The sequence below is a fragment of the Candidatus Nitrosopumilus sp. SW genome, from assembly GCF_006740685.1.
Taxonomy (GTDB): domain Archaea; phylum Thermoproteota; class Nitrososphaeria; order Nitrososphaerales; family Nitrosopumilaceae; genus Nitrosopumilus.
Map to the genome: position 1 here is coordinate 536,314 of NZ_CP035425.1, position 19,672 is coordinate 555,985.

The 19,672-nt window shown below is 33.0% G+C and carries 25 protein-coding genes and 2 tRNA genes; 20 read left to right on the plus strand and 7 right to left on the minus strand.

Going from position 1 to position 19,672, the window contains the following annotated elements:
* Positions 1-64: 64 nt before the first annotated feature.
* Positions 65-463 carry a helix-turn-helix domain-containing protein gene (locus tag Nisw_RS03300; RefSeq protein ID WP_141976497.1) on the minus strand — a complete coding sequence of 133 codons (399 nt, stop codon included), beginning with the start codon at positions 461-463 and terminating at the stop codon, positions 65-67.
* A 146-nt stretch (positions 464-609) separates the two neighbouring features.
* On the opposite strand from Nisw_RS03300, the gene Nisw_RS09115 reads away from it, so the two are divergent.
* The 4 genes from Nisw_RS09115 (at position 610) to Nisw_RS03315 (ending at position 3,186) form a co-directional block, all read left to right on the plus strand.
* A complete protein-coding gene (locus Nisw_RS09115) occupies positions 610-768 on the plus strand; it encodes a hypothetical protein (RefSeq protein WP_185736663.1) in 159 nt (52 codons plus the stop codon).
* Position 769: 1 nt separating this feature from the next.
* Positions 770-1,087 carry a DUF3303 domain-containing protein gene (locus Nisw_RS03305; RefSeq protein WP_141976499.1) on the plus strand — a complete coding sequence of 106 codons (318 nt, stop codon included), beginning with the start codon at positions 770-772 and terminating at the stop codon, positions 1,085-1,087.
* 184 nt (positions 1,088-1,271) lie between these two features.
* Complete coding sequence (locus tag Nisw_RS03310; RefSeq protein WP_141976501.1) at positions 1,272-2,483, plus strand: cation:proton antiporter; 1,212 nt, start codon at positions 1,272-1,274, stop codon at positions 2,481-2,483.
* A gap of 88 nt (positions 2,484-2,571) precedes the next feature.
* Positions 2,572-3,186, plus strand: a complete 615-nt coding sequence (locus Nisw_RS03315) for an RNA-binding protein (protein WP_141976503.1) — start codon at positions 2,572-2,574, stop codon at positions 3,184-3,186.
* Positions 3,187-3,200: 14 nt separating this feature from the next.
* Here the strand turns inward: Nisw_RS03315 and Nisw_RS03320 are convergent.
* Positions 3,201-3,285: transfer RNA gene (locus Nisw_RS03320), tRNA-Leu, on the minus strand.
* A gap of 52 nt (positions 3,286-3,337) precedes the next feature.
* Between Nisw_RS03320 and Nisw_RS03325 the strand changes: the two genes are divergently transcribed.
* The 9 genes from Nisw_RS03325 to Nisw_RS03365 are packed head-to-tail and all read left to right on the plus strand — an operon-like array spanning position 3,338 to position 11,402.
* Positions 3,338-3,574: a DNA-directed RNA polymerase subunit N gene (locus Nisw_RS03325; RefSeq protein ID WP_014962586.1), complete on the plus strand. Its 237-nt coding sequence runs from the start codon at positions 3,338-3,340 to the stop codon at positions 3,572-3,574.
* 1 nt (position 3,575) lies between these two features.
* Positions 3,576-4,814 carry an enolase gene (locus Nisw_RS03330; protein WP_141976505.1) on the plus strand — a complete coding sequence of 413 codons (1,239 nt, stop codon included), beginning with the start codon at positions 3,576-3,578 and terminating at the stop codon, positions 4,812-4,814.
* Between the two features lie 7 nt (positions 4,815-4,821).
* The gene (gene rpsB / locus Nisw_RS03335) at positions 4,822-5,445 is read left to right on the plus strand and encodes a 30S ribosomal protein S2 (RefSeq protein ID WP_141976507.1); all 624 of its coding nucleotides are present in this window, start codon (positions 4,822-4,824) and stop codon (positions 5,443-5,445) included.
* Between the two features lie 26 nt (positions 5,446-5,471).
* Positions 5,472-6,413, plus strand: a complete 942-nt coding sequence (gene mvk / locus Nisw_RS03340) for a mevalonate kinase (protein ID WP_141976509.1) — start codon at positions 5,472-5,474, stop codon at positions 6,411-6,413.
* A gap of 23 nt (positions 6,414-6,436) precedes the next feature.
* Entirely contained in the window at positions 6,437-7,180 is a 744-nt protein-coding gene (locus Nisw_RS03345; RefSeq protein WP_141976511.1) for an isopentenyl phosphate kinase, read from the plus strand.
* Positions 7,180-7,830 (plus strand): isopentenyl-diphosphate Delta-isomerase, encoded by a 651-nt coding sequence (gene idi / locus Nisw_RS03350; RefSeq protein WP_141976513.1) that lies wholly within the window; start codon positions 7,180-7,182, stop codon positions 7,828-7,830. The genes Nisw_RS03345 and idi overlap by 1 nt, the downstream gene beginning before the upstream one ends.
* Positions 7,817-8,797: a polyprenyl synthetase family protein gene (locus Nisw_RS03355; RefSeq protein WP_141976515.1), complete on the plus strand. Its 981-nt coding sequence runs from the start codon at positions 7,817-7,819 to the stop codon at positions 8,795-8,797. The genes idi and Nisw_RS03355 overlap by 14 nt, the downstream gene beginning before the upstream one ends.
* Before the next feature lie 20 nt (positions 8,798-8,817).
* Positions 8,818-10,527, plus strand: a complete 1,710-nt coding sequence (locus tag Nisw_RS03360; RefSeq protein WP_141976517.1) for a glutamate--tRNA ligase — start codon at positions 8,818-8,820, stop codon at positions 10,525-10,527.
* A gap of 5 nt (positions 10,528-10,532) precedes the next feature.
* Positions 10,533-11,402, plus strand: coding sequence for a fumarylacetoacetate hydrolase family protein (locus Nisw_RS03365; RefSeq protein ID WP_141976519.1), 870 nt, complete (start codon positions 10,533-10,535; stop codon positions 11,400-11,402).
* Here Nisw_RS03365 and Nisw_RS03370 read toward each other — a convergent pair.
* On the minus strand, positions 11,394-12,170 hold the full coding sequence (locus tag Nisw_RS03370) for a GNAT family N-acetyltransferase (RefSeq protein WP_141976521.1): 777 nt from the start codon (positions 12,168-12,170) through the stop codon (positions 11,394-11,396). The genes Nisw_RS03365 and Nisw_RS03370 overlap by 9 nt on opposite strands.
* 41 nt (positions 12,171-12,211) lie before the next feature.
* Here Nisw_RS03370 and Nisw_RS03375 point away from each other — a divergent pair, with 41 nt between their 5' ends.
* From Nisw_RS03375 to Nisw_RS03390, 4 genes are read left to right on the plus strand one after another with little or no spacing between them, the layout of a single operon-like run.
* Positions 12,212-12,520, plus strand: a complete 309-nt coding sequence (locus Nisw_RS03375; RefSeq protein WP_141976523.1) for a non-heme iron oxygenase ferredoxin subunit — start codon at positions 12,212-12,214, stop codon at positions 12,518-12,520.
* 35 nt (positions 12,521-12,555) lie between these two features.
* Entirely contained in the window at positions 12,556-12,825 is a 270-nt protein-coding gene (locus tag Nisw_RS03380) for a UPF0147 family protein (RefSeq protein WP_141976525.1), read from the plus strand.
* A 25-nt stretch (positions 12,826-12,850) separates the two neighbouring features.
* Complete coding sequence (locus Nisw_RS03385; protein ID WP_141976527.1) at positions 12,851-13,612, plus strand: SAM-dependent methyltransferase; 762 nt, start codon at positions 12,851-12,853, stop codon at positions 13,610-13,612.
* A gap of 40 nt (positions 13,613-13,652) precedes the next feature.
* Positions 13,653-14,000 (plus strand): hypothetical protein, encoded by a 348-nt coding sequence (locus tag Nisw_RS03390; protein ID WP_141976529.1) that lies wholly within the window; start codon positions 13,653-13,655, stop codon positions 13,998-14,000.
* A gap of 130 nt (positions 14,001-14,130) precedes the next feature.
* On the opposite strand, the gene Nisw_RS03395 is transcribed toward Nisw_RS03390, so the two are convergent.
* Positions 14,131-14,202 (minus strand) — tRNA-His (locus Nisw_RS03395).
* 282 nt (positions 14,203-14,484) lie between these two features.
* Here Nisw_RS03395 and Nisw_RS03400 point away from each other — a divergent pair.
* Both Nisw_RS03400 and Nisw_RS03405 read left to right on the plus strand, forming a co-directional pair.
* Positions 14,485-15,507 carry a magnesium transporter CorA family protein gene (locus Nisw_RS03400; RefSeq protein ID WP_141976531.1) on the plus strand — a complete coding sequence of 341 codons (1,023 nt, stop codon included), beginning with the start codon at positions 14,485-14,487 and terminating at the stop codon, positions 15,505-15,507.
* Positions 15,508-15,573: 66 nt separating this feature from the next.
* Positions 15,574-15,846 carry a hypothetical protein gene (locus Nisw_RS03405; protein ID WP_141976533.1) on the plus strand — a complete coding sequence of 91 codons (273 nt, stop codon included), beginning with the start codon at positions 15,574-15,576 and terminating at the stop codon, positions 15,844-15,846.
* Positions 15,847-15,887: 41 nt separating this feature from the next.
* Here the strand turns inward: Nisw_RS03405 and fsa are convergent, their stop codons facing one another.
* From fsa to Nisw_RS03420, 3 genes are read right to left on the minus strand one after another with little or no spacing between them, the layout of a single operon-like run.
* Complete coding sequence (gene fsa / locus Nisw_RS03410) at positions 15,888-16,556, minus strand: fructose-6-phosphate aldolase (RefSeq protein ID WP_141976535.1); 669 nt, start codon at positions 16,554-16,556, stop codon at positions 15,888-15,890.
* On the minus strand, positions 16,553-17,527 hold the full coding sequence (locus tag Nisw_RS03415) for a transketolase family protein (RefSeq protein ID WP_141976537.1): 975 nt from the start codon (positions 17,525-17,527) through the stop codon (positions 16,553-16,555). Before Nisw_RS03415 ends, fsa begins: the two co-directional genes overlap by 4 nt.
* Positions 17,524-19,191: a ribulose-phosphate 3-epimerase gene (locus Nisw_RS03420; protein ID WP_141976539.1), complete on the minus strand. Its 1,668-nt coding sequence runs from the start codon at positions 19,189-19,191 to the stop codon at positions 17,524-17,526. The genes Nisw_RS03415 and Nisw_RS03420 overlap by 4 nt, the downstream gene beginning before the upstream one ends.
* Positions 19,192-19,338: 147 nt before the next feature.
* Here Nisw_RS03420 and Nisw_RS03425 point away from each other — a divergent pair, with 147 nt between their 5' ends.
* Positions 19,339-19,650, plus strand: a complete 312-nt coding sequence (locus tag Nisw_RS03425; RefSeq protein ID WP_141978474.1) for a CxxC-x17-CxxC domain-containing protein — start codon at positions 19,339-19,341, stop codon at positions 19,648-19,650.
* The last annotated feature ends 22 nt before the right edge of the window (positions 19,651-19,672 follow it).

The window sequence follows — 19,672 nt, forward strand, 5'->3', positions numbered from 1 at the left end:
GAAAATACGAAATATGGCTAAAATAGGCTAATTTTTGTAAATTTTCCTAATCTCATTCTAAGGGTTACTGGAGTACAGTTACAGGTTTTTTGAATACTTGTTTGTAATTTCTCTTTTGGCCATCTTTGAAAACAGTTTTTGGATAATGTTTCATGGAAAATGCAGCCATTTGATCTATAATTCCTTGGAGATCTTTTCCTTTTTTTGTTAATGTATACTCTATTCGTATAGGGGTTTCATCATAGACAGTTCTTTCAATAAGATTTGTTTCTTCTAATTCCTTTAATCTCAAAGAAAGTGTTTTAGGATTGATATTTTCTATTCCCAAAAATTCATTGAATCTAGTTTGATTTCTCATGGCCATATTTCTAATAATATGAAATGTGAATTTTTTTCCAATTATTTTAAAAGTATTATCCACTGGACAGTTTTTTATCATGTGTTCTAAAGTGGCATTAGTCATGATTATGAAATTATCAAAAGTGTATTAATACTTACCTTAGTATAGTTACTAATAAAGAGTAACTAACCTTATAGTAATCAAGTATAGAGTTGTTCCCTTTCTGCTATAAATATAGTATTGATAGTAACTAACCTTAGGTAAGTAAGGTGAGAACAACTCAAACAAAAATTGCAGAAAAATCATTTGATGAATTGATTGAAATTTGTAAAGAATATTCATCAATGGTCGAAGTTATCACAAAAACGTCCCCTACATCAGTTGTTCAAAATCTAACTTCCTTTGAAAATATAGGAGGTGAAACATAGTATGGCATTATTTGGAATATACGGAAGACATGAAATTGACGCTTGCCCAATCAACAACTCCAAAAATAGAGAGATGATGGTAAAAATTGGAAAACGAGATATGAAAGCAGTCTGCTCTAATTACAAAATCAACAAGATAATTGGCAGATTCCATTCTGCACTAGAACACACATTCTTGTGGATAGTTGATGCAGAAGATCCTCATTTAATTCAAAAACTAGCAATGGAAGGAGGAGTTGCAAGCTTCAATGAAGTCAAAATCGTACCACTAATCGAATTTGAAAACGTGGTAGAAATGTTAGAAAAAATGGACAAATAGACAGGATTTTTTTCCTTCTTTTTCTTTTTTTAGATTTGAATCAGTTGAGGTTAAAAATACAATTTTAGGAATAGAGTGTATAGTATTCCTAAGAGCTTTGAAAGTAGTAATTATGGCTAAAATATCAATTTCAGACTTGCAAATCAGATACAGAATTTTATGGTAAAAATCATTATTGTGTATAATGGCCTTTGAATTTGATGTTGTTCCTACAATTATAGGAGTATTGTTTTTGGTCTTACCTGCACTTCTTTTAGGAAGACTATGCGCTCGTTTTAGAATATCCGAAGTGATCGGATTCGTATTTGCAGGAATTATTTTAGGTCCTACTGCATTAGGAGGAGTAATTCCAATTTTTGAAAAACCCATTGTAGAACTGAACGAAGTGATGTTAGGATTATGGCAGATTTCTGGAATCATAATTTTGTTTTCTGCGGGATTACACTTTACATTTCATGATCTAATTAAAGCAGGGCCAAAAGCTGCAATAATTGGGATATTTGGAGTCATTGTTCCTCTAGTGTCAGGATACTTTGTTGTTTTATTGATGGGATATGATTGGACTGTTGCTGTATTGATTGGTGCAACACTTAGTGCTACAAGCATTGCAGTGTCTGTTGTAATTTTAGAAGAACTTGGAAAAGAAAAAACCAAAGAAGGAAATATTTTGGTAAATTCTGCCGTATTAGATGATGTACTAGGACTTGCGATACTTTCAGCAGTAATTTCTATTGTTGTGATGAAGACAATTCCAACCATAGAATCAGTTGTAATAACTACAATTACTGAAATTGGATTTTGGGTATTGATATTGTTAGGGGCAGTATATCTATTACCTAAGATAGTACATGTGGTTTCAAAAACACATCCATCAACGTTAGAAGATAGAGGAACAAGACAAGGAGTTGCTTTGGGTTCAGCATTTGGTTTAGCTGCAATTGCAGCTAGTGTTGGATTGAATCCTATTGTTGGAGCATTTGCAGCTGGAATGGGTTTGGCAGATTCTAAACTAGCAATTCAGGTTCGTGAGTTTGTTGGAAGATTAAAGGTGATTGTAGCTCCTTTATTTTTTGCAGTAATTGGGGCACATGTAGATATTACACAGATTTCTTTAATCAATTGGTTTTTGTTCATAGTGATTTTAGTTGTTGCAATATTTTCCAAAGTTCTAGGATGTGGAATTCCTGCATCAATTTTACTAAAAAGCAAGAAAAGCGGTTTTCTAATTGGATATGGAATGATATCTAGGGGAGAAGTTGCGTTTATTGTTGCAGGAATTGGATTAGCATTTCAGGTTCTTTCAGATGAGATTTACTCTACAATTATCTTTGTGATTTTAGCAACAATTTTCATTGCGCCAATATTGCTTAGAAAGTCATTCAAATCAATTGAATAATTTTCTGAACTGTTTTTCAGAAATAGAACAAACATTCTTCCTAAGAGTTTAGAAAACGGCTTTATCCGGGTTATTACAAACATCAGATATGACATTAAAAAATGTAAAACCATCACTTAACAAAATTGCAAAGTCTTTAGGCGATGTTCAAGATTCAAGAGAATTTTTATTAAAAAATACCAGAGAAATTATTGTTCTTTGTAGCAGATCAATAATTGCAGTTCATAAAAATGACACAAAGACAGGAAAAAGTAATCTAAAAAAAGCAGACATATTATTAAAAAAATACAAGAAAAAAGCAACAGGAGATCTTAGAAGATATATCATTACATCTGAACAGGAATTTGTAGAGGCAGCATGTCTAATTGCAGTTGTAGAGAAAAAAGAAATCCCATCAGATAAAAAATTAGATGTCATGCCAGAATCATACGTTTTAGGATTACTGGATTGTGTTGGAGAGCTAAAGAGAATGACATTTGACAAGATAAGAATTGGTGAAATTGAAGAAGCCACAAGAATTTTTGAAATAATGGAAAACTTGTATCTTCAACTTTACACTTTCTCAATGTACGATAAAGTTGTAAAAGAAGCTAGAAGAAAAATTGATGTGAATAGGATTTTAGTCGAGGATGTTAGATCTGCAATTACTGAAGAAAAGAGAAGAACAGAATTAATCAAAACATTACAAAAATTTCAAAAATAGTTTTCAAATTTGTATGCGGGCGATGGGATTTGAACCCACGAACTCCTGAGAGACTAGCCCCTCAAGCTAGCGCCTTTGGCCAGGCTGGGCGACGCCCGCAAAGAAATTTCCATGTATGGTTTTTATAATCCTTGATTACTTTTTCGTTCGTATGTTAATTCCTGTTAGATGTTTTACGTGTGGAAATCTGATTGCTGACAAATATGATGATTATCAAAATAAAATCAAAGCTGGAGAAGATCCAGAGAAAACTCTAGATTCCGTTGGAGTTGAGAGATATTGTTGTAGAAGGATGTTACTAACTACTGTTGAAACAATTCAACAAGTAATTCCATTCTATGAAGCAATTCAGAGAAGAAAGCAAGAAGTTCAATCTGAGTTAGAATAACTTGGCCAAGATCACTTCAATTGAAGGACGTATTCTATACAATAGTAGAGGAAGTAAAACAATAGAAGTAGATGTTGAATCTGATGGAAAATACTTGGGAAGAGTTTGCGCTCCATCAGGTGCAAGCGTTGGAAAATATGAGGCAGTAAGTTTTCGTAATGGAAAACCTGAAGAGAGCCTTCAAATCTTAAAAGAAAATTCTCAAAAATTTATTGGTTTAGAGTCATCAGATCTAAAAGGAATCCACGATACTCTGAAAAGTTTTGATAATTCATCAAACTATTCTGAAATCGGAGGAGCACTTGCTTTTGCAGTAACAATTGCATCCATGGAATCAGCCTCAAAAGCACTCGAACAGCCACTATTCAAAACACTATCAAATGAATCATCATTCAAATTTCCATTTCCTTTAGGAAACATCTTAGGAGGAGGAGCTCATGCAGGACCAGGTACACCAGATATTCAAGAAATTTTGATTTGTGCAACAGGTGCAAAAAATATTGAAGAGGCAATTGAAACAAACTTAGCAGTACATAAAGAATTACGTAGTGTTTTAGAAAAAGAGGATCCTAACTTTACAAATGGAAGAGGAGATGAAGGAGGATGGGCACCGAAATTAGAAAATCAAAAAGCATTAGAAGTTTCGGCAAAAGCTTGCGAAAACTTGGGATTTACTTTAGGAAAAGAAGTATCATTAGGAGTTGATTTTGCATCATCAACACAATGGAATGAAGAAAAATCAAAATATGTTTATGATAGAGCAGGTTTTGAAAATACAACATCAGAACAAATTGATTTTGCAGCAGACATTATTGAAAAATTCAAATTAATTTATGCAGAAGATGCAGTTCATGAAGAAGCATTTGAAGACATGTCAGAATTAACAGCTAAATTTCCAAATACTTTGATTACAGGAGATGACCTGACAGTTACAAACAAAGGTATTCTTTCAAAAGCCATTGAGATGAAATCATGTAATGCTGCAATTTTAAAAGTTAATCAAGCAGGAAGTCTTTTTGATGCTCTAGAATTTGCAAATCTAGCAAATGAGAACAATATCAGATTAATCACATCACACAGATCAGGCGAATCTACAGATTCACAAATTTCCCATATTGGTCTTGCAACAAAGTCAAAAATGCTCAAAGTTGGCGTTGTAGGAGGGGAAAGAGTGGCAAAATTAAACGAATTATTACGCCTATCAGAGCATGATTTAATACGCGGTATGGCAGAGATTTAAAATCGCTATGAGTCAACAAGCAGAAACAACAGACATCAAGAAGAAGATCCTATCTACAGGAATCAGAGTAGGTACTCAAGTTAAAACAAAATTCATGAAACCATTCATCACCAAGGCCAGTCCAGAGGGACTCTACATGCTTGATTTAGATATTACACTAGACAAGATTAAGACTGCAGCCAAATTCATCAACAGATTAGGGGTAGAAAATCTCATTGTTTGTTCAGGCAGACAATATGCAGAAACACCAATTGAAAAATTCTGTGAAACATTAGGTTCTAAAAAATTACTGGGAAGATTTATGCCAGGAACCTTGACAAATCCATCACTGCCATATTACATTGAACCAAAATTAGTTTTAATTTCAGATCCTCAAGTTGACGAACAAGCAATAACTGAGGCAACTAATGCAGGCATTCCAGTAATTGGAATTGCAAATACAGACAACATAACATCAAATATCGATGTAATCATTCCAGCAAATAACAGAGGAAGAAAAGCATTAGCTACAGTTTATTGGTTATTGGTACGTCAAATTCTCATTGAAAAAGGAGAATTAAAAGAAGATGATCCAATGAACATTGAAATTGATGATTTTGAAACAAAGATTACCGAAGAGGAAATCGAATAAATAAATCAAAAACTTAAAGTGTTTAGTTGAAATCAAAAGCATCTGCTCCAGGAAAAGTTATTCTTTTTGGAGAACATTTTGTTGTGTATGGAGTAAAAGCAATTCTTTGTGCAATTAACAAAAGAATTACAGTTACTGCAGAAGAGATTAGTGAAAGAAAAATTTCAATCAAATCCAATATAGGTGAACTTGAATTAGAACCAAACAAAGAAATTTTAGAAATTGATTCACCACTAAAACCATTTTATTATTTAGCAGATAAAATAATTCAGAATAAAAATTCTGGAATCAAGATAGAGGTAGAATCAGATATTCCATTAGGAGTTGGCTTAGGTTCATCATCTGCTTGTTGTGTAGCAGGGGCAGCCGCAATTTCAAAATTGTTTAAAGATATTTCAAGGGAAGAGATTTTAAAACTTGCAATAGAGGCTGAAAAAACAATTTTTCAAAACACTTCAGGTGCAGATTGTACCGTTTGTACTTTTGGAGGATTAATGGAATATGACAAGAAAAATGGATTTTCCAAAATTGAATCTGAGGCTAATTTTCATCTAGTTATTGCAAATTCAAATGTTGAACACTCAACAGAAAGTGTTGTGGCAGAAGTAAGAAAATTCAAAGAGAATAATGAAAATGAATTTTCAAAATTATGTGAAGATGAATCAGATCTAATAGAAGATGTATTAGGATTGCTCAAAGAGAATAATGTTAAAGATTTAGGTCAAAAAGCAATTCAAAATCAAGAATATCTGGAGAGAATTGGAGTTTCAAATGATAAACTCAGAAACATGATTCAGATTGGACAAAAAGCATCATTTGGAGCAAAAATCACAGGGGCTGGTGGAGGAGGTTGTATTTTTGCCCTCACGGATGAATCAAATTTAGAAAACACCATAAAAGAATTCAATGAAAAAAAATACGAATGTTTTTCTGTAAAAATTGATTTCAAAGGACTGGATACTTTTTAATTATATAGATAATTTGGAACAACATGATTCTCATAAAATTAGGCGGCTCAATTATTACAAATAAAGAAAAACCACTATCTGCAAGAAGAAAAACAATAGACAGTCTGGCAAAGAGCCTCAAAAAGATCAATGAGTCAATAGCAATAGTTCACGGCGGAGGGTCTTATGGACATTATTGGTCTGTCAAATACGACATGCATACTAAAGAAAGAAAATATGATTTGAGAGGAGTTTCAATTGTAAAAAATTCCATGATAGAACTAAATAAAATAATTCTAGATTCATTTCTAAAAAATAAATTAAATCCATATTGTCTACCACCTACAGATTTTATGACAGGAAACAAACCAATAACAAAAAAAGTAAAAGAAGTCGAAAAAATTTCAAAATCAGGCTTGATTCCAGTGACTTTTGGAGATGCATTATGGTATGGACAAAATAAGACATTCATTTTATCAGGAGATAAAATAATGACTCATTTTGCGAAAATCCTAAAACCCAAACTTTGTATTTTTGCTTTAAATGAAGATGGGGTATATTCTGATCTTAAATCAAAAAAACTAATTTACGAATTAAAAGGAGAACTCCCATTGATTTCTGAAAATAAAATGGATGTGACAGGAGGAATGACAAGAAAAATTGAAGAAGCATCAAAAATTTCAAGGATGGGAATGAATGTATTTTTTGTAAATGGAAACAAACCTGAAAGAATCGTGAAAGCGATTAAAAATAGGAAATTCGAAGGAACACTGTTTAGAGGAAAATAATGACTGAAGAATTTGTTATATTGGTTGATGAAAATGACAATCCGATTGGAAAAGAAGAAAAAGTGAAATGTCATTTACCTAACGGAAAACTCCATAGAGCATTTACTGCATTATTGTTTGATGAAAGTGGAAGATTGGTTTTAACAAGAAGAGCAAAAGAAAAAATGTTGTGGCCAGGAGATTGGGATGGCACATTTGCAAGTCATCCCAGAGAATCAGAAACTTATGTTTCATCAGGGGAAAGAAGAATGCCTGAAGAATTAGGAATTAAAGGAAAGTTGGATTATTTACATAAATTTGAATATCATGTACCCTACAAAGATGTAGGTTCAGAAAATGAAATTTGTGGGACGCTAATTGGAGTCATTGACAAATCTACAGAGTTAAAAGAGATCGAAGGAGAAATAGATGAAATTAAATGGATTTCAGCCAATGAATTGATTTCAGAAATCAAAACAAACCCTCAGATCTATTGTCCATGGATGCTAATTGCATTAGAACTACTAGATAAATCAGAAAAGTCCATGTTAGAAAAACATGCAAATATCTTATCTACATGGATGACCAGTGAGATTCATGAAGGATTGCAAAATGCAATCAAAACACATTTGCCACAAGAAAAATGGAGATTAGTAAATGAAAAAAACTAAACAAATTGAAAAAAATGCAAAAATTGTAAACAAGTATCTTAAATCAAAATTAAAAGGGAATCCAAAAAAACTCTATGATGCTGCCGGTCATCTTATCGTTCACGGAGGAAAAAGACTTAGACCATATATGGTGATTAGAAGTTGTCAAATTTTAGATGGGAAGGTTTCCAATGCAATGCCAGCTGCAAGTGCAGTTGAAATGGTTCATAATTTTACTTTAGTCCATGATGACATCATGGATAATGATGAGATGCGTCACGGAGTTCCAACTACACATAGGAAATATGGCATGCCAATTGCAATTCTTGCAGGAGACGTATTATTTTCAAAAGCATATCAAGTAATTTCAGATACTAAATTATCACCAACTGCAACAACACATCTTATTTCAAGACTTGCAAAAGCATGTGTAGATGTTTGTGAAGGACAATTATTGGATGTCAAAATGGCAGAAGAGAAGAAAATTCCAACACAATCACAATACATTACAATGATTGGAAAGAAAACTGCAGCGTTATTTGATGTATCATGCGCAATGGGAGCTATATGTGCAACAAACAAGACCAAAGACATTTCAAATCTTTCTTCATTTGGAAGAAATCTAGGAATTGCATTTCAAATTACTGATGATTTGATCGGAGTAATGGGAGATCCTAAAATTACAAAAAAACCAGTGGGTAATGATCTTCGAGAAGGTAAAAAATCACTTCCAATTTTAATGGCAATAAAGCTCGCAAAAGGTAAAGACAAAAAAATTATTTTGAAGGCATTTGGAAATCCAAAAATTTCAAGAGGTGAACTAAACAAAGCAGTAGGTGTAATTCGTTCCTTAGGCATAGAAGACAGTGTTAGAAAACAGGCACTAAAATATGCTGAAAAAGCTGAAAAATCACTCTCAAAATATTCAGGCTCGGCAAAAACCGAACTTATTGCATTATTAGATTTTGTAGTTAAGAGAAGTGTCTAGATATCACCAGGTAAATCATAATGGATGAAGAAATAAAAAAAGAAATTAGAAAAATGGCTCTTCAAAATGCTTTTGAGCATGGAGGCCAAACTCAAGATAAAATTATTTTAGGAAAAATTCTTGGAACAAAACCAGAATTTAGAACAAAAGTAAAAGAAATCTCAGGAGAAATTTCAGAAATTGTTGCATCAGTAAATCAGTTATCGTTAGAAGAACAACAAAAAGAAATGGAAGAGAAATTTCCCGAAGCATTAGCTCCTAAAGAAAAGATTGAAGAAAGAGAAGGGTTACCAGAATTAAAAAATGCAGAGCATGGAAAAGTTGTTACACGATTTCCCCCAGAACCAAACGGTTATCCGCATATAGGACATGCAAAAGCTGCAATAATTAATTCAGAATATGCAAAGATGTATGGAGGGAAATTCATACTTAGAATGGATGATACAAATCCGGAAGCTGAAAGAATGGAGTATCATGCTGCAATCAAAGTAGGACTAGAGTGGTTAGGAATAGAATTTGATCTAGTAAAAAATACTTCAGACGATATGGAATTATTTTATGAAAAAGGAATGGAATTAATTAATTCTGGAAAAGCATACATTTGTACTTGTAAAAGAGAAGACATCAGCAAGAACAGAAGAGAAAGAAAATCTTGCAAATGCAGCATGGAAGATATTGAAAAAAATAATAAAAATTGGGAAAAGATGCAAAATAAATTCAAACCAGGAGAAGCAATAGTTAGATTTCGAGGAGATATGAAAGCAGATAATGCAGTTATGAGGGATCCTGTGTTATTACGAATTATAGATGAAAAGCATTACACTGTAGGGGACAAATATAGAATTTGGCCTAGTTATGATTTTGCAGTAGCGATTGAAGATAGTATAGATGGCGTAACACACGCATTTCGTTCAAAAGAATTTGAATTGAGAAAAGAGCTTATCGATGCAATTTTAGATGCACTAGGCATGAGGAAACCTCAACAGGGCTTTTTCTCTAGGCTTGAATTCAAAGGAATGCCCATATCAAAGAGAGTGATCAAGCCTTTGATTGAGGAGGGAAAAGTTTCATGGTATGATGATCCCAGACTCCCAACTTTAGAGGCACTGAGACGAAGAGGAATAAAGCCCGAGGCAATTAGAAAGTTCATCATGTCTTTAGGATTAACTAAAGCAAATACACTTGCCCCATTTGATGCACTTGAAGCATTTAATCGAAAATTCGTGGATGCAGATAGTATGAGATTATTCATGGTAAAAAATGCTAGAAAATTAAAAATAAAAAATTTACCAACATCAGTAGTTGAGATTCCTAATCATCCAGTAAATGATATGGGAAAAAGAAAAATCGAGATTACTGAAGATTTTTACATTTCTGGAGATGATGCAGAATTAATTAAAGAACAATCATCAATTAGACTTCTAGGATTAGGCAATGTCAAGATTACAAAAGTTAGTGATGAGTTTGAGGGGGAATTTATAGAAGAAGGAGAGTCATCCAACATACCAAAAATTCAGTGGGTACCTCAAAAAACAGCTCATGAAATCAAAATGATTATTCCAAATATTTTGTTCAATGGTGAAGAATTTAATGAAAATAGTCTAGAAGAATTAGACGTTTATACAGAACCCCAATATTTACAATTAAAAGAAGGAGAAGAGATTCAGTTTGTTAGGTTTGGATATTGTAGAAAAGATTCACAAAATCAAGCAATTTTTACACACAAGTGATTGATATGAAAATTGCACGATTATCATATGAAAATAATGAAACGTATGGATTTGTTAAAGGAGATAAAGTTGCAACAAAAGATGAAATAACTTATCTTACTGGAGTTCCAATCCCATACAATGTAAAAGATTTTCTTTTTGATGGGTGGTTTGATGAAATCAAAAATAAAATACAAGATTTACCTTATGAAAAAAATCTCTCCGAGTTCAAACTACTAGCACCAATCCCAAATCCAAACAAAATAATTTGTTTGGCATTCAACTATGTAGATCATGCAAAAGAGCAAGGATTAACAGCACCCGAAGATCCTGCAATTGTTATTAAACCCAGAACAGCTCTTAATGGAAATAATTCTAATATTGAATGCCCAGATTTTGTCACACAATTGGATTATGAGGTTGAATTAGCCTTGATTATTGGAAAAAATTGTAAAAATATCAGTCCCGATGAAGCCAAAAATGTAATTTTTGGATATATGGTATTCAATGATGTTTCAGCCAGAGACATTCAGTTTAAAGATAAACAATTCACAAGAGGGAAAAGTTTTGATTCATTTGCTCCATGTGGGCCATGGATCACAACTGCAGATGAAATTCAAGATGCACAGAATCTAAAATTGACAACTAAAATCAACGGAGAGATTAGACAAAACTCTTCCACTAGTAACATGTTTATCAAAATACCTGAAATAATCTCAAAAATTTCCAAAGTTATGACATTAGAAAAGGGAGATGTTATTTCAACAGGTACACCTGCAGGAGTTATGTTAAACAAACCAAATGCAGTGTTCTTAAAAGATGGAGATAAAGTTGAAATGGAGATTGAAGGTCTAGGAATTTTAAACAACACAATAAAAGTTGTAAAATCAACATAGATTTTTTCTTAACAAGTGAAAGGAAAGTTTATGCTCTAAAAGATCTGAATTCTGTAATTTTTCTTTAGTTAAAATTTGAATGCGAGTATAATTATTTTGTATAGCATGATTCTGTAAAAACAACATTATTTGCGAGGTAGTTTTGTGAGAACTTGAAAACAATGTTACAATTAGAGTTTTTTCAAAATGTTCAGAATCAGAAAGAATTGCAGTAGAAGTTACATTATTAATTTTTGATTGAATTATTTTGTTTTGTTGAATAAATTCAGATATGATTGTATCATCTATTGGAAGCCATCTCCAAGATTTGACATAATGAGTACAAGTAGGATCATCTAAGAAGTTTGCAAAAGTAATATGAAAGTTTGAGTTTTTTTTAGGCTCAAGAGAATAAAAATTCCAGGTTTGAAAAATTTCATAGTTTAATGATTTTGCCATAGAAAGAGAAATAGAATTTTCAACATCAATTAGCATAAATGAAAATAATGCACCATCTCTTTTTCCTAATAATTCAATATGGTTAACTAACTCAGATGCAATTTTTTGTTTACGAAAATTTGAGTCCACCCTAATTCCCTCAATCCATATTTGGTTTTCTGAAAAAAATGCATGACAAAGTCCAACAGGAAATTGTTTCTCGTAAACAAATAACAAATCTTCATTTAGCCAAAAATCCCAAACATGTTCAACATAATCACCCCAGGAAAAAGTATTTTGACAAAATTTTAAAACTTGAAGTTTATCAGAAGGTTTTGCATTTCTAATCATATATACGAAAAAATATTAAGTCTTGTAAGATAAAAACTTCGATGGGGAAAATTATTGCAGGAAAAACATCAGATATTCCTCCTGGAAAAATGATCAAAGTATCCATTGATGGAAGAGACATACTAGTTGCAAATGTTGATGGAGAATATTGTGCAACAGATGATTCATGCACTCATTCTGGTGCAAGTCTTTCAGAAGGAAAATTAGATGGATGTGTTGTCACATGTGGGTGGCATGCAGCAGAATTTGATTGCAAAACAGGAAAACTAGTAAAATTCCCAGCAAAAATTAGAGATTTAACATCATACAACGTTACAGTTGAATCTGATAGTGTATTTGTAGAGATGTAACTATATACTTCTAATTTTTAATAAAAGGTGGAAAAATGGCTGACGAACAACAAAACAAAGAATCAATGAAAGAAGCAATTGAAACATTAAATCAGATTGTGGGTAGCAGTTCAACCCCAAAAACCATAAAAAAATCCATTACAGATTTGATTGCAGATTTGAATAATGATGAATATTCATTGTCAGTAAGAGCTGCAAACACAATCAGTTTGCTTGATGATGTAACACAAGATCCCAATATGCCATCATATGTCAGAACCCAATTATGGCAGGCAGTTTCCAAATTAGAAAGCATAAGAGAATAAATTCTCGTTTTTAAAACAATGAGTATTGAAAATTGATGAATATCTAGATACTCTTCCTGAAAATCTACTAAGCGGAGAAGATGTACAATTATCAGAAAAATCCCTAAGAGATATTTTCAAATTTGTAGGACTAAAGAAAGGGGATGTTTTTTATCATTTAGGATGTGGGAATGAAAAAGGAATTGAGATTGCAGTAAAGGAATTCCATGTAGAAAAAGCTGTAGGAATAGATAATAATTGTGAAAAAATTGAAACCGCCAAAAAAAATCTTGAAGAAAAACAAATTCTATCTGAATTAAGATGTCAGGATGTGTTAGATTCAGAAATTTCTGATGCCACAGTTATTTTGTTTTGGTTTACAGATGAAAATATTACAAATCAGATGTTTAAAAAATTTGAATCTCTAAAGCCAGATACAAGAATAGTTACTATTTGGGGACCATTACCAGATTGTATTCCAAGTGAAGTAGACTTTCCATACATCATTAACAAAGTACCATTTACAAAAGCAAAAAGCATGCAAGAGCAATTACTAACAATATTTGGCGTAAAATGTGTGGATTTTGTTACGGCTTGGGAGTTTGCAGAGAGATATACAAAAGCGATAGGATCACCTGAGATCAAAAATGATCGATTTCTTACAATTATTCAGACATTAGTAATATGGATCAATGCAAAAAAGTTGGGAGTTGCTTGTGGAGAGGATATTCCGGAATCGATTCAGACATACATTAAACTCATGAAAATGAATTTTGACATAGATTTTGAACCCATGTTAAAGGAATAATTCGTGTAATCCTTTTATTTTGTTTTTACTTAAACCATTCATGGATGAAAGAATGCACATTAATGTATCAGCAGTAGATTATGACAAAACAAGTAAAGCATTAACCAGACAATTATCATTATTAGAAGAGATGGTTCATGGTGAGGAAGATTTTGTTATGACAGATTCGGAATTTGCCTTTGGATGGCATTTTTTTGTTCTAAGTGTGAACAAATCACTCATTCAGAAATTAGTAGATATGATGGGGCCTGACTTTGAAAAATTAAGGGGTAAAGGTACCGAAAAGAAATTTCTAACCTGGTTAACCAATAATTTAGAGAATAAGTCGCCCAGATTCAAGCTTGCTATAAAAGAAGAAATGGAATCAAGCAAATTTGGAATATTTTAAAAAAGATTAGAGTTAAAATTCTAATAAACGTTGAGAGGACATTTCACAGTAATTTCTTCTAGAAACAAAAGAGCAGTTCAATTTTAGAGAAATCGGTTTAGAAATAACATAAATCATAAAATGAAAGGAGGGCCCTCGAGGGGAATCGAACTCCTGTCCGAGGATCCACAATCCTCTATACTAACCACTGTACTACGAAGGCCACAAATTAGAAAAAGAGATTATCCAGTAATAATCTTTGATTTTTTATGAAAATCAGACTGTAGATTTATTATTAACTAGGTGAAATTTCTATTATGAGATTTTGGTGGGTTGCAATGGCCATTACAATCGGACTAACATATTACGGCGGAATGTACTTACTTCCATACAAGTAGAGAGAGCCTAAAATTTTAGTAATATTCTTTATTTCATTATCAATCACGGATTTTGTCTAGGCTCTTAACGATCGCTTTAAATTTGTTGTATCAGGGTATTTTTCGACATGAAAAAAGGATTCATATCCAATAGATTACGTTCAGGTAGAAAACCACTAGAGAGTTCTATTGAGAAGAAAATTGAAACCATACATGCAGAGAAATTTGTATGGATTGACTTACAGAATCCAGATAGAAATGATGTTGAAGATCTTGCTAAAAAGTACAATTTCAATGATTTGAACATCGAAGACTGTGTGACAAAATTTGAGCTTCCAAAATTAGATAGTTATGACGATCATTTCTTTGTAATTCTTCATTTTCCGCCACTTACTCAGAAGGTAGGGATTTCAAAAAATAGTCAGCTGTCCATATTCATGGGTAAAGATTTCTTAGTAACAGTTCATCAGGGAGATCTTAAACCACTAGTAGAATTAGTAAACATATGCAAATCAAATTCAGATGAACAGAGAAAAAACAAAATATTACAAAAATCTTCAGGATTATTGCTTCACGAGATCATAGATGTGTTAGTAGATGACCTTTTACATACTTCAAGAAAAATTATTGCAAATTTAGATGAAATAGAAGATAGGGTGTTTGATGAAACAAAACCAGTAGCAAGAAGTATTGCATTACTTAGAAGAGAAATTAACAGACTAAGAAGAATAGCCACTCCATTAAAGAGATTTGTTTTAGAAATTACAAAAAATGTTAAGAAATTCTCTGAAAGAGATGAAGAAGATCTTTCATTATATTTTGATGACGTAATTGACCATATTGACAAGGTAATTGAAACATTGGAAGAGTCAAGAGAGACAATGGAAATTTACAAAGATACAGATTTTGTGCTAAGTACAGAAAAAACAAACAAGGTGCTTGCAGTTTTGACGATCATATTTACATTAGCTATTCCAGCAACAGTAATTGGGACATTTTATGGAATGAATGTAAATTTGCCAGGAGGTGTTGGGGAAAATCCAACTTTCTTAGGACCATTCACAACTTTCATAGTTGTGATTCTTGCATCAGCAATTCCAGCAATTATGATGTTTACGTATTTCAAAAAATTAGGCTGGATAAATAACTAAAGATACAAAAATCTGATCTTATTCAAAAAGGAGATTAGATAAATACCAGATAATTTAACTAATTTTATGGGCAAAATCAGAATACGAACTGGAAGAGGAACAGGAACCATTGAAGTTGACGATGATCCCAAAAAATGGTCAGGAGATGAATTTAGAAAAATTCAAGAGGCAAGGAAAAAAGCTGCCGCAAATAGGATGGTACATACAGGTAGAGGAACAGGCTCTAGAAAACTTGGAGATATGCCAGATCCAAAATCAAGACCATCAACAGAAGGAATGACCAGAATTACAGGTAGAGGAACAGGTTCTAGAAAAAGCAAGAACAAAGGTTCATCATAATATTTTTCCTCAAAATTTCATTTTTATGATTTTATTCTTTGTTAGATTTTTACATCAGGATTTTCAGCTTTAACCTTTTCCCAATCTTTTAGGAAATTTTCTAAACCAATTTTTGTCAAAGGGTGCTGTAGCATTTTATCTAATACACCAGGGGGCAAAGTCACCACATCTGCTCCAATCTTTGCAGCTTCTACCACATGCATTGGATGACGTACACTAGCAACTAGAATTTCAGTTTTTAGATGAGGGTAATTTTTGAAAATTTCTTTAATATCTTGAATTAAATTCATACCATCTTGACCAATATCATCTAATCGCCCAATAAATGGACTAACATATTTTGCGCCAGATTTTGCAGCAAGTAGAGCTTGATTTGGAGAGAAAACCAGTGTAACATTTACTGGGATTCCTTCTGAAGAAAGTGACTTACAGGCTTTTAATCCATCAGGAGTCATAGGAACTTTAACGACAACATTTTTTCCATATTCACGTAGTCGTTTTCCTTCTTCAACCATTCCAGAAAATTCAGTACTAACAACTTCTAGACTTACATCACCTTTGATAATTTTGGTAATCTCTTCCATTGCATCTTTAGGATTACCTTTTTCTTTTGACATAAGAGATGGATTTGTGGTAATTCCATCAAGTAATCCCATATCATTAAATTTTTTTATAGATTCTAAATTGGCAGTGTCAAGAAAGATTTTCATAATTTTTTACTCCTAATTTCTTTGACTTGTTTTACCATATTAAAAGATGTTATTCCGTGCTTTTCTAAAAGTAGAGGAATCTCGTCATCTCTAGCAGATTCACCAAACATGTCTTGAGCACCAATTCTCTTAATGGGCACAGGGTATGATTCTGAAACAGATTCAGCAACTGCAGAACCCATTCCACCGATAATATTATGTTCTTCAGTAGTAACAATACATCCAGTTTCACGAGCTGCTTTTTCTAAAATTTCATCATCAATTGGTTTTATAGAAAACATATCCAAGACTCTACAAGAAATTCCTTCTTGCTGGAGTGTTTCAGCAGCTTCTAATGCCATTCGTACAGTAATTCCACAGGCTGCAATTGTACAATCAGAACCATCTCTCAGAGTAATTGCTTTTCCAGTTTCAAAATTTTGAGAATCTGAATGAACCAAAGGTGTTTTAGATCTTGCCATTCGCATGTAAAATGGGCCATACTCGTTTGCCATTAAAGAGGTCAATTTAGAAACTGCTACAGTGTCTGCAGGAATAAAAACTCGGAAATTTGGAATCACTCTCATTATTGCAATATCTTCAATCTGCTGATGTGAACCACCATCAGGTCCAACTGAAAGCCCACCATGTGAAACTACAAATTTTACATTAAGACCTTTTTTGCCAGGTGGAGATGGATAAGCTACATTATTTCTTATTTGATCAACTGCTCTTCCAGGTAAAAATATTGCATAAGTACTTGCAAAAGGAATTTTTCCAGATACTGCTAATCCAGCAGAAGTTGTAACGAGGTTGGCCTCTGCAATTCCAACATTGAAAAATCTATTTGGGAATTCTTTTCCAAAACTAGATGTTTTTAGAGAATCAGTAGTATCAGCTCCCAAAACAACAACATTTGGGTTTTCTCTCCCAAGTCGAATTAAAGACTTTGAATATTCTGAACGCATGTCAGTCATTACGGGTTCATTCAAAGATATCCTCTCTCCTGTGCAATTTTTTTAATTTGTTCTTGTTTTTCACCAACAACATGCAACCCAATCCATTTGTTCACTAATTCTGTTCCACCTAGTTCATTTGCTTTATCAAGTAAAAGTTGTCTTCTAGAAGTTAATACTTCATTTCTGAAATCTCTAATTGCAGCGCGTACATCTTGTTGTCCAATAATAGCTCCTCCGCCAACAAATGCGCGAGCACCATCTGCAAAAACTGATCCAATGTTTTCAAGATTCACACCTCCATCAGCCTCAATATATCCTGAAAAATCATGTTCTTTTAGGATAGTATTCAATCTAGCCATTTTTGCATGTGTCTCTTCAATGTATTTTTGACCAGATTTTCCAGGAACCACAGACATTACAATAAGTTGATCAAGAGTAGACAAGAATTTGTAAGACCATTCAGGTAATTCAGTGTCAGGATTTATTGCAAAACCAACACCAACCTGATTTTGTCTTAATACATCATGAATTTCTCCAAAACTAGATTCGTCAGTTACTTCTGCATGCACAGTGACAATATCACTTCCTGCTTCAATGTAATCTCGAACATGTTTTACAGGATCATTAATCATTAAATGAGAATCAAAGGGGATTACAGTAAGTGGTCGTAATTCTTTGATTTTAACATGATCAAATGTTTTGTTTGGAACAAATTGACCATCCATTACATCTAGATGAATGTAATCAGCTCTACCAGAAACACATCTTTTAACTTCATTTTCAAGATTTGTCATATCACCTGCAATTATCGATGGCGCAATCATAAATTGAGAATCTAATTCCATATTGATAATCGGAACAACGTCAGAGTCAGGTGCTTTTCCATGCCAAGCAGGATTGTCTTCCATGTGTTCAACAGATTTTCCTTTGATTGTTCTTGAGATAATTATTGTTGGTACACCTTTGGTGGCATTTGCTTTTGCAATAGCTGAATCAATCTGTTCAACTCGATGACCATCAATTTCAATAACATTCCAACCAAAAGATCTCCATTTGTCACCAGTTTTCCATCTAGATGCATCTTTCCACATTTCAGAAAGATTGTCACTCTCCAGTTTTTTGTCAAGAGGCATAATTTTTTCAGTGTAAGAGTCCTGTTGGATAAAATTCCTATCAAGAAAAACAGTAAGATTATCAACCTTGTATTTTGCTGCAGTCATAGCAGCTTCCCAAACTTGCCCTTCATCAGATTCACCATCTCCAATAATTGTATAAACATGATAATCTTTAGAGTCAATTTTTCCTGCAAGTGCAATTCCAACAGAATAGGATAAACCAGTACCTAAAGAGCCACCACAAAATTCAACGCCAGGACATTTCAAGTCGGGATGACCTTGTAATTTACTTCCAAATTTTCTCAAAGTTTCAAGTTCAGATTCTGGGAAATATCCTGCAACAGCCATATTTGAAAACAAACCTGGTGCAGCGTGACCTTTTGACAACACTAATCGATCTCTATCTTCCCATTGAGGGTTTTTAGGATCAAATTTCAGATGTTTGTTAAACAAACAACCCAAAATCTCGGCCATTGAAAATGAACCACCAGGATGTCCCGAACCAGCAGTATTTGTGGCTTTGATAACTAATTTTCGAGCTCTTAGAACATTCTTTTTAATTTGATAATAATTGAGCCCCATATCGATCGTTTTGACTTCAAATTTAATAAAAATCTACTTCTAAAACACATTTACAAAAAATTCTAGAGAATCGAAAATTAGAAAAGATTACAAAATCTGATTTACAATGGTTTAATTACAGTATAATCTTTCAAAATTTTGATAGATATGTCCTTTGGTGAAGAAAGAGAGATGCACACAGCAACATGCGGTGATTGCGGAAATGAATGTCAAGTACCATTCAAACCTAAAGAGGACAGACCCGTTTATTGTAGAGAATGTTTCCCAAACCACAGACCTGAAAGACGTAGTGGGGATAGATTTGGAGGAAGATCAAGATTCAATAGACAAAGAGAGATGCATACAGCAACATGCGGTGATTGCGGAAATGAATGTCAAGTACCATTCAAACCTAAAGAGGACAGACCCGTTTATTGTAGAGAATGTTTCCCAAACCACAGACAAACCCCTAGTGTTTAGAATTAGGAAGTATTTTTTAATT